We start from the raw sequence: 14,589 nt of genomic DNA on the forward strand, positions 1-14,589 counted from the left end.
GTTTTGTTGGCTATCAATGTTGTTCATTATGAAAGATGATTGGCAAATTATAGATATAAAAAATGCCGGCCATAGCCAGCATTTTTTTATTTATCTATAAAAAAGATAAATTATAGAGCTACAACGTTTGCAGCTTGAAGACCTTTTTGGCCTTGCTCTACTTCAAAAGACACTTTTTGGCCTTCAGCAAGAGTTTTGAAACCTTCAGAAGCGATAGCACGGAAGTGAACGAATACGTCAGCACCGCCGTTGTCTTGAGTAATGAAACCAAAACCTTTCTCTTCGTTAAACCATTTTACTAGACCAGTTGTTTTGTTAGACATGAGATGTCCCTTATTAGTTGAGATTAATTAACCGCTAAAATGCGATGTGCTACGTGGTTAAATTATTAATGTTACTGCCAATACAAGGGAAACACAGAGATACAAAACGAAACCGTCAATGTAGCTTTAGTTTAACTTTTACTTGGTGTTGCATTTAATAACTCTTAAACAACAGAGCGAGATGGATAATAGCAGTTGTGGTGCTGATGTACATCTATTTTTGCGTGTTTTTTTTAAAAGCATGCCATTAGTGGGGGTGTTCTTCGTTTTTTTTCTAATCTAAGATGCTGATAATAATTGATTTTGATGACAAATGACCGTTGGTGAAGATCTTTATCTATTGTCTTCATAATCTAGCGCATTAGAAGGCGTTATTATGCTAAAGTACTAGGTGTAGCTTAGCTTTTATGATTAAAACAATATGCTAGATTGATGGTTTAAGTGTAATCATCGTTCGTAGTTAGGGATCATATAAACATAAAACTAATCCTAGAGATGAACGAGAATAAGGAAAGCAATAATGACTCATGAAACTAAAACAATGGAAGTACCTGTTGCTATCGCTGATAGGGTACAGGCGCTTATTGACGGATTTAAAGCGAAAGAAATATTTAAGGCTGAGCGTAAAGCTGTGGTGAATAATTTTCTTGCTATGGATGGTCTTAGTTGTGAGATGGCGGTGTACAGCTTACCGCAAAGTGAGTTGCTTGATACACTTCGATTTGTCTATGAATTATCGGGTACAAATAGCAAATTCATCACAAATATTTTAATTCAATCAAGAGAAAATCCTAAGAAAGTGTTGTCTGATGCTCAGAGAACAGCAGCTAAGAGCTTATTATTTAACTTGATTAATGATCCGTCTGTAGTCTCGGCAATGAAAGAAATTTAATCGTCGTACATAGATTACAAATGATAAAAAACCCGCATTTATTCTCTATAAAAGAGCGTTATGCGGGTTTTTTTTATCTGTAACGTTTATTTATGAATGGATTATTTCTGTTGCTGTAGATGTAGTTTGTGACAATGTTCATTAACCTCATCAAAATGACGTAATGTTTTTTCGTTGGGCTTTTCGCCTTTTAAACTAACTACAACCAACGCAATAGATGCTAATAAGAAAGCCGGAATAATTTCGTATAAGCTAAAGACAGTTGAATTCGGCCATGCTGAGTGAGCGGCAATCCAACATAGCACAACTGTTGCACCAACAACCATACAGGCGATAGCACCATGAGCACTACAACGGCGCCAGAATAATGAGAATAAAACCACGGGTCCAAATGCTGCTCCCATGCCGGCCCATGCGTGGCCTACTATTGATAAAATAGTACTTTGTGGGTTACTCGCAAAAATCATAGCAACTAATGACACTGCAACTACAGCTAAACGGCCAAGAAGAACTTGGGACTTTTCAGTTAGTTTAATATCGAAGAAATGAGCAATATCTTCGGTTAATGCACTTGATGATGCTAATAGTTGTGCTGCAACCGAGCTCATTACAGCAGAGAGTACCGCAGCAATCAGAACAGCTGCAATCCAGCTTGGGAATAAGCCTTTTGCTAGTTCTAAAAAGATCATCTCGTTATCGAAGTGATGGTTTGCACCTGAGTAGTACATGGCTCCAGTAATACCTACGGCAAATGCACCTACTAAAGAAACAATCATCCAACTCATACAAATTTTTCGAGCAACACTCATGCCTTTTACATCACCAATAGCCATAAAGCGAACTAAGATGTGCGGTTGACCAAAGTAACCTAGGCCCCATGCAAGTAATGACAGCACACCAATCGTACTTGTATTATCACTAATAACTGAAAAGTAATGTGCGGGTAATACACTTTGATCAATTGCTGGATCTAGGTTGTACCATGTCACTATTGGTGTAATTAATAGCGCAAAGAACATTAATGAGCCTTGGAAGAAATCAACCCAGTTAACGGCTAAAAATCCACCAATGGCAGTGTAAACCATTAAGAATATTGCCCCGATCCATACTGCTTGTGTATAAGGAATGTGGAATAAGGTTTGAATTAAGAAAGCACCACTTACAAAACCTGCAGCAGCATAAAGTGTAAAGAAGATAAGGATAACTAATGCTGTCATTAATCTGAGTGTGCGATTATCGCTGCCAAATCGAGCATAAAAGTAAGAAGGGATCGTTAGTGCATCACCGACATTTTCAGTATAAATTCGTAGTTTTCTCGCCACGAAATGCCAATTTAAATAAGCACCAATGGTTAAACCAATAGGTAACCAAATTTGATCTAAACCTGAAACAAATACAGCTCCAGGTAAACCTAATAATAACCAACCGCTCATATCTGAAGCACCAGCACCAAGTGCTGTAACACCAGGGCTTAAGCTACGACCACCAAGAACATAATCTGAATTTCCTTCTGTTTTTCGTGCCGCGACTATTCCGATAGCAAATATAATACAAAAGTAAACTGCTAACACGATATAGTAAGTAGACATTGAATCTCCTTTATTGTTTGACCAGTAGTTTTTAACCAAGAAATGAGTTTTGGTATAAAGGTTACTGGTACCTTATTTATTACTTGATTTAGATTTTTTATATCTATTTATTATTCTGACGGAATTAGCGTTCTACTAACTCGTTAAAAATATCAAAATGAAACTTTTTACTTATAATAAAAAGTTTTAAATTATTTATGGTTATTAAAAATACCCAAAATGTGTTAATTATGCAAATTAAAGATTTGTTAGTATTGAGTGGTTCTCGTTTTTTACTGTTATTTTTTTATTTTGTATTAAAGTTTTTCTGTTTATTTATTTATTTAAGGTCTTGATCTTATTGTTTTTTTGTTTGGTTTTTTTATCGAGTTGATATTTGATGGCTTAGCTGTTTTTTAGTATGACTATTTTGTTTGTGATTAATAATTATTCGTGATTGTGAATTCTAATTTGGTCGTTAATATTCAGTTTTATCTGTGTTGATATATATCTATTAGAAGGGGGTAAGTGAGTTGTTATTTATCTTGCTTATGATTGGCGTTGATTAATAATACACATTGTAATGTGGTTTATTTGATTAAAACTAACATTAGTTGGCAGTGTTTAAGTCGATTGTAATTAACGTTCGATACGATGATAAGTTGTTATTATATTGCTTTTATTTCTTTAGGTAATGTGTAGATTTTGATATCGCTATGATTGACCATAAATCATATGCTGTTGAGGCTATTATCTTTAATTTTATGTGAGTTATCATGATATGACTCCTTTATTATATAGAGATAATCGGAATAAAATACTTTCCGTTATCCAAGAAGGAATCAGCATCTTGATGGCTGTTATTGGTCAAGCGATCCTAACGACTAAAGTAAAATGTTGTCGGTATTTTTTATCACTCATCGTTATTAGCATGTTCATTTGACTTAAATTGGCCACTTTAGATAAATAGGATAGTTTAGGTTTTATAAAAAGAGATACTTTAGCTTCATACCTCTGTATTGATCAAATGCAACTTGATGTACTCATTGTCGCGTCAAGCTTTCATAATGATAACATGATGTTATCTGAATTTTTAAAGAATAGTTAGATGACTAAACTTATTAAAATTTAGAATGTGTTTTTTGGCTTGTGATTATCAAAAACAGGCTAATTTATGAACGTAATTTGATGATGTCCATCTTATAATTAAATGTAATGTTAAATATATTATTTATGTCTCTGTGCGCTTCGGATATAAAATAGAGAGGTGAGTATATATGATTTTTTGTTAAATTTATCGCATTATAATGATATTTTTATTCATATAATCATGAATGGCAGACGCTAGGTGAGATTTATATAATTGATGGTGTTATATGGTTAATTTATTTCTAAAATAATAAACACGAGTAGCATCGATATTACTCGTGTTTATAAAGGATCATATTTATATGTGTTTGTATCTATAAGTTTTTTTTAGTCCCATTCATTTGATACATTTAATGTTTCTACGTTAACGTCAGAACCTTTTTCTAAAGTACCGAGGTTAGTGGTAATAGATAAATTTTTAGGGTAATTAATAAAAATAATATCATCCGAAATTTCTTCAATAGAATGAGATACACCATTAATTCCAATATGATCTTCTGATAAAATATTTTCGATTAGGTCTTTAGGGATTTTAATATAAACTTTAAGACGATCTTCTTCTTCAGTAATATTATCAACAGTAGCGACACCCTTTATATTTCCAGTTAAAGCACCTTTCCCAAGGAGTGATCCAAATTCTGGACGCACTTCTAAGTTCACCTTGTTACCGACTTCTAATTCTCTAAAGGTTGTAGTGTTAATTGCTTGATCTATATCGAAATAAACTACATCACCACTAATTCGAACAACAGTTAATGAGCAGCCATTTACGAGCATGACAGTACCTTTTTCAATTGATTCCAATATATCTTTTGGAAAAGTAATGCCATGTCTTTGGGTGTCATCATTTTTTGATATTTTTTTAATTATTCCAGCGCCCTGAACTATACCTTTGAACATAATAATCTCCTTTTGTCGATAAACATATTTAAAATGAAAATCTTCATTTGGAAATTAGTCTAATGATAAAAAAATAAAATTCAATACTAAATAATATTTTTTTGATATTTAATCCGTTTTTAATAATTAACTTTTTATTTTAATTTCTATTTTAGACAAGGTGTTTAAGATGTGATTTTCTTTAGATAGGTGTTTTTAGTTGAAATTAAAGCTAGTAAGTAGATGATTTAAAATGGTATTTGATAAACTAAGTAATTAATAATAGCCACTATAATATTAATCGAATATTTTATTTCTATGCGGCATTTAGTTTTGATTATTTTAAATTTTTATTATTATCAACATTGTAATTTGTTTTAAAATAAAGTATATGCATCAAGTTCTTGTTATTTTTATTAAAATCTTATTCTTTCAATTAATATGTAGTTAAATGCTCTTATTTTATATTTAAAGGTGTTTTAAAATAGACCTGAATTAATAAATAACAAAGTTCTATATTAAAAATGTGACATTAACCCAATAAATTTAACAATGCATCCATATCATACAAATTTCCCTTACATACCTAATGAAATTTAGTTAGTCTCTAGCCATACCTATGCAGCAAGGTTGTATGCTGATTGAGTATGTGCAATGCGGAATTTAAAGGAGATTGTATGATAAAGAAAATCCCAATGATTATTGGTGGCGGAGAGAGGGATACTTCAGAACATGAATATCGTGAACTCACACTAAATAGCTATAAAGTTAGTATACCTATCATTAATCAAGATGATGTTGAGGCGATTAAATCACAAAATGTGGAAAATAATCTAAATATCAATCAGATAGTGAATTTCTTATACACTGTTGGTCAGAAATGGAAAAGTGAGAATTATTCTCGTCGACTAACCTATATTCGTGATTTGGTAAGATTTCTCGGATATTCTCCTGAAATGGCAAAACTAGAAGCTAACTGGATCTCAATGATATTGAGCTCAAAAAGTGCCTTATATGATATTGTTGAAACAGAGTTAGGTTCTCGTCATATTGTAGATGAATGGTTACCTCAGGGTGATTGTTATGTCAAGGCCATGCCAAAAGGAAAATCTGTTCATTTGCTAGCCGGTAATGTGCCTCTATCTGGTGTTACTTCTATTATTAGAGCAATTCTGACTAAAAATGAATGTATCATTAAAACATCATCAGCTGATCCATTTACGGCAATAGCATTAGCTTCAAGTTTTATTGATACAGATGAACACCATCCAATTAGCCGTTCAATGTCGGTAATGTATTGGTCTCATAACGAAGATATTGCAATCCCACAACAAATTATGAATTGTGCTGATGTTGTTGTTAGTTGGGGTGGATATGATGCAATTAAATGGGCAACAGAACATACACCGGTAAACGTCGACATATTAAAATTTGGGCCGAAGAAAAGTATTGCGATTGTTGATAATCCTGTAGATATTACAGCTTCTGCTATTGGTGTGGCTCATGATATTTGTTTTTATGATCAGCAGGCCTGTTTTTCAACCCAAGATATCTATTATATAGGCGATAACATTGATGCGTTTTTTGATGAGCTTGTAGAACAATTAAATCTATATATGGATATATTGCCAAAAGGCGATCAAACATTTGATGAAAAGGCATCATTTTCATTAATTGAAAAAGAGTGTCAATTCGCAAAATATAAAGTTGAGAAAGGTGATAATCAATCTTGGTTACTTGTTAAATCACCGCTAGGATCTTTTGGTAATCAACCATTAGCTCGATCTGCATATATTCACCATGTCTCCGATATATCAGAAATAACGCCTTATATAGAAAATAGAATTACTCAAACTGTAACAGTTACTCCTTGGGAGTCATCATTTAAATATAGAGATGTTCTAGCCTCTCATGGTGCTGAGCGTATTGTTGAGTCAGGGATGAATAATATTTTCCGTGTTGGTGGTGCGCATGATGGTATGAGACCTCTTCAACGTTTAGTTAAATATATTTCACATGAAAGACCTTATACATATACAACCAAAGATGTAGCCGTAAAAATTGAACAAACACGTTATCTAGAAGAAGATAAGTTTTTAGTCTTTGTACCATAAAAGGGAATTAATATGAAAAGTGAAAACAATTCTGTACCAATTGATCATGTTATAAAAGTTGATAACGAACGTCATATACGTGTTTGGGAAACTTTCCCTAAAAATCAATGTGATAAAAGAAATAATACTATTGTTATTGCTTCTGGTTTTGCTCGAAGAATGGATCATTTTGCAGGTTTAGCTGAATATTTATCAACCAATGGATTTCATGTTATTCGTTATGATTCACTTAATCATGTTGGATTAAGTAGCGGTGAAATTGATCAGTTCTCAATGTCAGTAGGTAAGAAAAGTTTATTAACCGTTATTGACTGGTTGAAATCAGAGCATGGTATTGATCAGGTAGGTTTAATTGCATCGAGTCTTTCTGCTCGAATTGCTTATGATATTGTCGCTGATGTTAATTTGTCTTTTTTAATTACTGCCGTTGGTGTGGTCAATTTACGGAATACTCTTGAACAAGCGCTTAAATATGATTACTTGCAGATGGAGATAGATGAAATACCAGAAGATTTAGATTTCGATGGATATAATTTAGGTTCAAAGGTATTTGTTACAGATTGTTTTGAAAATAACTGGGATACATTAGATTCAACTATAAATAAAACGAAAAATTTAAATGTCCCATTTATAGCTTTTGTCGCCAATGATGATAGTTGGGTACAACAGCACGAAGTCGAAGAATTAATGAGTAATATCAATTCAGATAAAACCAAGATTTACTCTTTAATAGGTTCATCACATGATTTAGGTGAAAACCTAATTGTGTTAAGAAATTTCTATCAATCAATTACTAAAGCAGCAATTGCATTAGATAGTAATTTAGTAGGGTTAGTAAGTGAGATTATTGAACCACAATTTGAAGCTCTCACTATTGCTACAGTAAATGAACGTCGTTTGAAAAATAAAATACAAAGTAAGTCATTAGCTTAATTACAACTGATACATAAACCAACAAAAGGAATATATTATGAAGTTTGGAAATATTTGTTTCTCATATCAGCCTCCAGGTGAGTCACATAAAGAAGTCATGGATCGCTTTGTTCGTTTAGGCGTTGCATCAGAAGAACTAAATTTTGATACTTACTGGACTCTAGAGCATCATTTTACTGAATTTGGACTAACAGGTAACCTGTTTGTTGCTTGTGCTAACTTACTTGGTCGAACCACCAAACTGAATGTTGGTACTATGGGTATTGTTCTTCCAACAGCTCACCCTGCACGTCAGATGGAAGATTTATTACTTTTAGATCAAATGTCAAAAGGCCGTTTTAATTTTGGTGTTGTGCGTGGCTTGTACCACAAAGATTTCCGCGTTTTTGGTGTAACGATGGAAGATTCTCGTGCTATCACTGAAGATTTTCACACCATGATTATGGATGGTACAAAAACAGGTACACTTCATACTGATGGTAAAAACATCGAATTCCCAGATGTAAACGTTTACCCAGAGGCGTATTTAGAGAAAATTCCAACATGCATGACTGCTGAATCAGCAGTAACAACGACTTGGCTTGCTGAGCGTGGCTTACCGATGGTTCTTAGTTGGATTATTACAACGAGTGAAAAGAAAGCTCAAATGGAACTCTATAATGCTGTTGCTCGAGATAGCGGTTACAGTGAAGAGTACATTAAAAACGTTGATCACAGTATGACCCTCATCTGTTCTGTAGATGAAGATGGCAAAAAAGCTGAAGATGTGTGCCGTGAGTTTTTAGGTAATTGGTATGATTCATACGTAAATGCAACCAATATCTTTAGTGAAAGTAACCAAACTCGTGGTTATGATTATCATAAAGGTCAATGGAAAGATTTTGTTCTTCAAGGACATACTAATACTAAACGTCGTGTTGATTATAGCCACGATCTAAACCCTGTAGGTACACCTGAAAAATGTATTGAAATTATTCAGCGTGATATTGATGCAACAGGTATTACTAATATTACCCTTGGTTTCGAAGCAAATGGCTCTGAGGAAGAAATCATTGCCTCTATGAAACGCTTCATGACGCAAGTTGCACCATTCTTAAAAGATCCAAAATAAATAAATCACTCAGATTAACTTTAATAAATAATATAAGGAATATAACATGAATTTTGGATTATTCTTCCTCAACTTTCAGCCTGAAAATACATCGTCAGAAACAGTTTTAGATAATATGATCAATACTGTCTCTTTAGTTGATAAAGATTATAAAAACTTTACAACTGCTTTAGTCAACGAGCACCATTTTTCTAAAAATGGTATTGTCGGTGCTCCGATGACAGCTGCAAGCTTCCTATTAGGACTAACTGAACGTTTACATATTGGTTCTTTAAATCAAGTAATTACAACGCATCACCCGGTTCGTATTGCAGAAGAAGCAAGTTTGCTTGATCAAATGTCAGACAGCCGCTTTATTCTAGGTCTAAGTGATTGTGTTAATGATTTTGAGATGGATTTCTTTAAACGTCAACGTGACTCACAGCAGCTACAATTTGAAGCTTGCTATGACATCATTAATGAAGCTATCACAACTAATTACTGCCAAGCTAATAATGATTTTTATAACTTCCCTCGTATCTCAATTAATCCTCATTGCTTAAGCAAAGAGAATATGAAGCAATATATTTTGGCTTCTAGTGTGAGTGTTGTTGAGTGGGCTGCTAAAAAAGCGCTTCCACTAACGTATCGTTGGAGCGATAGCCTTGAAGATAAAGAGATTCTTTATAAGCGTTATTTAGAAGTTGCAGCAAAGCATAATATTGACGTTTCTAATGTCGAGCATCAGTTCCCACTGCTTGTAAATTTAAATCATGATCGTGATGTTGCTCATCAAGAAGCAACGGCCTATTTAGTAAGTTATATTGCTGAAGTATACCCACATCTAAATCAGCAACAAAAAATTGCTGAACTTATTAGCCAACATGCGATTGGTACTGATAATGATTACTATGAATCAACATTAAATGCGTTAGAGCGTACAGGTTCAAAGAATGTATTACTTTCTTTTGAATCAATGAAGAATCATGATGATGTTGTAAAAGTGATTAATATGGTTAATGAGAAGATTCAAAAGAATTTACCAAGCTCGTAAGTGTAAAGGAAGCGGTGTTATTATGAATAAATGGAATTACGGAGTCTTCTTCGTTAACTTTTATAATAAAGGCCAACAAGAGCCATCAAAAACGATGAATAATGCATTAGAAACATTACGTATTATTGATGAAGATACATCTATTTATGATGTGATTAATGTTGATGACCACTATCTTGTAAAGAAAGACAGTGAAGATAAAAAGCTAGCGCCTTTTATTACACTAGGGGAAAAGCTATATGTGCTTGCTACCAGTGAAAACACAGTTGATATTGCAGCGAAATATGCATTACCGTTAGTTTTCAAATGGGATGATATAAATGAGGAACGACTTAAATTGTTGAGTTTTTATAATGCATCCGCAAGTAAATATAACAAGAATATAGATTTGGTTCGACACCAGCTTATGTTACATGTCAATGTTAATGAGGCAGAAACTGTAGCAAAAGAAGAACTCAAATTATATATTGAAAACTATGTAGCATGTACACAGCCTAGTAATTTTAATGGCTCGATTGATAGTATTATTCAGAGTAACGTGACAGGGAGTTATAAAGACTGTTTGTCATATGTAGCGAATCTTGTTGGTAAATTTGATAATACTGTGGACTTCTTACTTTGTTTTGAGTCAATGCAAGATCAAAATAAGAAAAAATCAGTAATGATAGATCTTAATAATCAAGTTGTTAAGTTCCGCCAAGATAATAATCTAATCTAATCTACAATCATTGCCTCTTATAATGGCAGTGCTAATTTAAAGTTCTGCCATTATATTTAATTATATTTTAAATAGGATTAAACATGACTATTACATTAGATACTTGCGAAAAAGATATTATTGTAAGTACAGAGATCGACGATATTATTTTTACATCATCACCTCTTGATATTACTTACGATGAACAAGAAAGAATAAAGCATAAATTAATATTAGAATCATTTCGTTACCACTATAATAATAATGAAGATTATAAGTCTTTCTGTAATACTCAGGGGGTAGACGAAAATATTTCTTCACTTGATGATATCCCTGTTTTTCCGACCTCAATGTTTAAGTATGCAAAAATATGTACAGCAGATGAGTCTAACATTGAAAACTGGTTCACAAGTAGTGGTACGAGTGGTGTAAAAAGTCATATTGCCCGTGATCGTGTAAGTATTGAACGTTTACTTGGTTCTGTAAATTATGGAATGAAATATCTTGGTTCATTTCATGAAAATCAGCTAGAACTTGTTAATATGGGACCTGATCGTTTTAATGCTAAAAATGTTTGGTTTAAGTATGTAATGAGTCTTGTTGAGTTATTATATCCAACTACATTTACTGTAAATAACGATGAAATAGATTTTGAACTTACTATTAAAAGTTTAAAAGAAATCTATAATAAAGGAAAAGGTATTTGTTTAATTGGCCCTCCGTATTTCATTTATTTGCTATGCCAGTACATGAAAGAGAATGATATTGAATTTAATGCAGGTAATCGCATCTTTATTATTACTGGCGGTGGTTGGAAAACTAAGCAAAAACAAGCACTAAATCGTCAAGATTTTAATCAACTATTGATGGAAACCTTCCATTTAGCACATGAAAGTCAGATTCGAGATACATTTAATCAAGTTGAATTAAATACGTGTTTCTTTGAAGATAACCGTCAGCGTAAGCATGTTCCGCCATGGGTTTATGCACGTGCACTTGATCCTGTAACTCTAAAGCCTGTTGAAGATGGTCAAGAAGGGCTTATTAGTTACATGGATGCATCATCAACGAGTTATCCAACATTTATCGTTACTGACGATATCGGTATAATTCATACAATTAAAGATCCAGATCCGTACCAAGGCACTACGATTGATATTGTCCGTCGTTTGAATACGAGAGAGCAGAAAGGGTGTTCATTATCAATGGCATCAGGCTTGAAATAGCTTACAAGGAAGATGTATGATTTTAAATTGTAAAATAATTAAAATTGAAGCTTCTGAATGTAATATTTTTAAAGTATTTATTAAGCCTGATAAGTGTCTCAATTTTAAAGCTGGTCAATATGTTTTAGCATATTTAGATGGTAAAAAATTACCTTTCTCAATTGCTAATTGTCCGACATGTAATGAGCTTATAGAGTTACATGTTGGGAGTTCGGTAAAAGAAACCGCAGTTAAATCTATTTCTCATTTTTTAGATGCTTTTGTGAATAGCTCTGAAATACAAATAGATGCACCTCATGGTAATGCTTGGCTACGTGAAGATAGTAATTCTCCATTATTACTTATAGCTGGAGGTACTGGGTTATCATATATCAATAGTATTCTTAGTAATTGTGTAAATAGGAATTTGCCCCGTTCTATTTATGTTTACTGGGGAGTTAATAATATTGATTTATTATATGCAGACACTCAATTAAAAGCTCTTTCTAGCGATTTTAACAATGTTAAATACGTACCTGTTTTGGAAAACTTTGACAATAATTGGTACGGAAAAAAAGGCAATGTTATTGATGCAATAATAGAGGACTTTGGTGATTTATCAGAATTTGATATCTATGTTTGCGGCCCTCAAGGTATGACACGTAGTGTTCGTGAAAAGTTAACATCACTTAAAAAAGCTGATACTGATAAAATGTTTGCCGATGCTTTTGCATATATGTGATACTAATTTAAATTAATTAAAATCTAACTGATACCTTAAAGTTTATCTGAAGGTATATTGAATTAAATTATTAACTCTATTTTTTGGTTTGTAATCTCACCAATAAATAGAGTTATCATCAGACTTTTAATTAACTTTAAACTAAGAGGTTGAATATGTTTACCGGAATTATTGAGGCTGTTGGTAATATATCGGCCATCACTTCAAAAGGATCTGATTTTGAAGTCTCAGTTAATTGTGACACGTTAGATCTAGCTGATGTGAAAATAGGTGATAGTATTGCTACAAACGGTATATGTTTAACGGTAGTTAAACTGACAGCCAATAGTTATGTCGCTGATCTATCTATAGAAACATTAAGTCGAACTGCTTTTAATTATTATAAAGTGGGCCAAGCCGTTAATTTAGAAAAAGCGATGTTACCTACAACTCGTTTTGGTGGTCATATTGTCTCTGGCCATGTTGACGCTGTCGCTGAGGTAATTGAATGTCGAACTTCTGGGCGTGCGATAGATATTTGGATTAGAGTACCATCCCAGATAGAAAAGTATCTTTCGGAGAAAGGTTCAGTTACGGTTGATGGCGTTAGTTTAACTGTAAATGCAGTTAGAGGTAACGAGTTTAAATTAACAATTGTTCCGCACACTGTAGTTGAAACGACAATCGCTGACTTTAAAGTTGGAAATAAAGTTAATATCGAAGTTGATGTTCTTGCTCGTTATATTGAGAGGTTATTGTTAGTTGATAAACCAGAAGATAAGCAATCTAAAATATCAATGGATTTATTAGAAAGAAATGGTTTTCTCTTATAAGTTTCCCTTCAATAGAAGATAATAAAAGGAATAATTATGACTTTAAGTACAGCTCAAGAAATTATTGAGGATATTCACCAAGGGAAAATGGTAATATTAATGGATGATGAAGATCGCGAAAATGAAGGCGATCTTATCATTGCATCAGATAAAGTAACGCCTGAAGCCATAAATTTTATGGCAACTTATGGTCGAGGTTTAATTTGCCTGACATTAAATAAAGAACGTTGCCTGCAATTAGAATTGCCAATGATGGTGAAGAGTAATACCGATAAATTTGCCACCCCGTTTACTATTTCTATTGAAGCTGCTTCTGGGGTTACAACCGGTATTTCAGTAAACGATAGAGCCCGTACCGTTCAAGCGGCTATAGCGGCAACAGCAACGGCGAAAGATATCGTTATGCCAGGACACATTTTTCCATTAATGGCTCAAGATGGTGGTGTATTAGCTCGTGCTGGTCATACTGAAGCTGGTTGTGATGTTGCACGTTTAGCAGGGTTAGAGCCGTCAAGTGTTATTGTTGAAATATTGAATGATGACGGTACGATGGCGAGACGTCCGCAGTTAGAAGTCTTTGCTAAAAAGCATGGTTTAAAGTTAGGCACTGTTGCCGACCTTATTGAATATCGAAATAAATATGAAACCATGATTGAACGTATTTCTGAGTGTAAATTGAATACTGAGTTTGGTGAATTTGATATGATTACTTATCGAGATAAAATTAATCATCAAATTCATTATGCGTTACAGAAAGGTAATATTGAGCCTAACTCTCAAACTTTAGTACGAGTGCATTTACAAGATACATTCAAGGATATTCTGCAAACAGGATCAACTCGATGGACATTACCGGCAGCGATGGAGCGTATTAGTTCTGAAAATGGCGTTCTGGTTATAGTTACTAAACAAGAAGATCCCGAAATGGTAATCAGTAAAATTCAGAATCTAGCTTTGGAAAATAAAGAAACACCTGTCGTCAATAGTCAATCACGTCAGGTCGGATTAGGTTCACAAATATTATCGGATCTTGGCATTAGAAAAATGCGCTTATTATCATCTAGTAGTCAGCTTTATCATTCATTATCCGGTTTTGGTCTTGAAATAGTTGAGTATGTGTGCGATTAAGAT

General features: G+C 33.3%; 13 protein-coding genes. 10 read left to right on the forward strand and 3 right to left on the reverse strand.

From position 1 onward, the window contains the following. Nucleotides 1-110: 110 nt before the first annotated feature. Nucleotides 111-323, reverse strand: a complete 213-nt coding sequence (gene cspE / locus PPBDW_RS20320; RefSeq protein WP_005372751.1) for a transcription antiterminator/RNA stability regulator CspE — start codon at nucleotides 321-323, stop codon at nucleotides 111-113. A 520-nt stretch (nucleotides 324-843) separates the two neighbouring features. Here cspE and PPBDW_RS20325 point away from each other — a divergent pair. Continuing rightward, complete coding sequence (locus PPBDW_RS20325; RefSeq protein WP_036792123.1) at nucleotides 844-1,215, forward strand: hypothetical protein; 372 nt, start codon at nucleotides 844-846, stop codon at nucleotides 1,213-1,215. 101 nt (nucleotides 1,216-1,316) lie between these two features. On the opposite strand, the gene putP is transcribed toward PPBDW_RS20325, so the two are convergent. Both putP and PPBDW_RS20335 read right to left on the reverse strand, forming a co-directional pair. After that, nucleotides 1,317-2,804 carry a sodium/proline symporter PutP gene (gene putP / locus PPBDW_RS20330; protein ID WP_036792126.1) on the reverse strand — a complete coding sequence of 496 codons (1,488 nt, stop codon included), beginning with the start codon at nucleotides 2,802-2,804 and terminating at the stop codon, nucleotides 1,317-1,319. Between the two features lie 1,455 nt (nucleotides 2,805-4,259). Further along, entirely contained in the window at nucleotides 4,260-4,832 is a 573-nt protein-coding gene (locus PPBDW_RS20335) for a hypothetical protein (protein WP_036792128.1), read from the reverse strand. Nucleotides 4,833-5,488: 656 nt separating this feature from the next. On the opposite strand from PPBDW_RS20335, the gene luxC reads away from it, so the two are divergent. From luxC to ribBA, 9 genes are all read left to right on the forward strand, one after another. Then, complete coding sequence (luxC, locus tag PPBDW_RS20340) at nucleotides 5,489-6,925, forward strand: long-chain-fatty-acyl-CoA reductase LuxC (protein WP_036792130.1); 1,437 nt, start codon at nucleotides 5,489-5,491, stop codon at nucleotides 6,923-6,925. Between the two features lie 12 nt (nucleotides 6,926-6,937). Next, nucleotides 6,938-7,858 (forward strand): activated long-chain acyl hydrolase LuxD, encoded by a 921-nt coding sequence (gene luxD, locus PPBDW_RS20345; RefSeq protein WP_036792134.1) that lies wholly within the window; start codon nucleotides 6,938-6,940, stop codon nucleotides 7,856-7,858. Nucleotides 7,859-7,895: 37 nt separating this feature from the next. Further along, a complete protein-coding gene (luxA, locus tag PPBDW_RS20350) occupies nucleotides 7,896-8,969 on the forward strand; it encodes a luciferase subunit alpha (RefSeq protein ID WP_036792136.1) in 1,074 nt (357 codons plus the stop codon). Between the two features lie 46 nt (nucleotides 8,970-9,015). Beyond that, entirely contained in the window at nucleotides 9,016-10,002 is a 987-nt protein-coding gene (gene luxB, locus PPBDW_RS20355) for a luciferase subunit beta (protein WP_036792140.1), read from the forward strand. A gap of 22 nt (nucleotides 10,003-10,024) precedes the next feature. Further along, a complete protein-coding gene (locus PPBDW_RS20360; protein WP_036792143.1) occupies nucleotides 10,025-10,720 on the forward strand; it encodes an LLM class oxidoreductase in 696 nt (231 codons plus the stop codon). Between the two features lie 83 nt (nucleotides 10,721-10,803). Further along, a complete protein-coding gene (gene luxE / locus PPBDW_RS20365) occupies nucleotides 10,804-11,925 on the forward strand; it encodes a long-chain-fatty-acid--protein ligase LuxE (protein ID WP_036792148.1) in 1,122 nt (373 codons plus the stop codon). A gap of 16 nt (nucleotides 11,926-11,941) precedes the next feature. Continuing rightward, nucleotides 11,942-12,646 carry a flavin mononucleotide reductase LuxG gene (luxG, locus tag PPBDW_RS20370; RefSeq protein ID WP_036792154.1) on the forward strand — a complete coding sequence of 235 codons (705 nt, stop codon included), beginning with the start codon at nucleotides 11,942-11,944 and terminating at the stop codon, nucleotides 12,644-12,646. Between the two features lie 155 nt (nucleotides 12,647-12,801). Further along, on the forward strand, nucleotides 12,802-13,458 hold the full coding sequence (locus PPBDW_RS20375) for a riboflavin synthase (RefSeq protein ID WP_036792157.1): 657 nt from the start codon (nucleotides 12,802-12,804) through the stop codon (nucleotides 13,456-13,458). A gap of 36 nt (nucleotides 13,459-13,494) precedes the next feature. Then, nucleotides 13,495-14,586 (forward strand): bifunctional 3,4-dihydroxy-2-butanone-4-phosphate synthase/GTP cyclohydrolase II, encoded by a 1,092-nt coding sequence (ribBA, locus tag PPBDW_RS20380; RefSeq protein WP_036792158.1) that lies wholly within the window; start codon nucleotides 13,495-13,497, stop codon nucleotides 14,584-14,586. Nucleotides 14,587-14,589 lie beyond the last annotated feature (3 nt).

Origin of the sequence: Photobacterium kishitanii, from assembly GCF_000613045.3 — a bacterium.
Classification (GTDB): domain Bacteria; phylum Pseudomonadota; class Gammaproteobacteria; order Enterobacterales; family Vibrionaceae; genus Photobacterium; species Photobacterium kishitanii.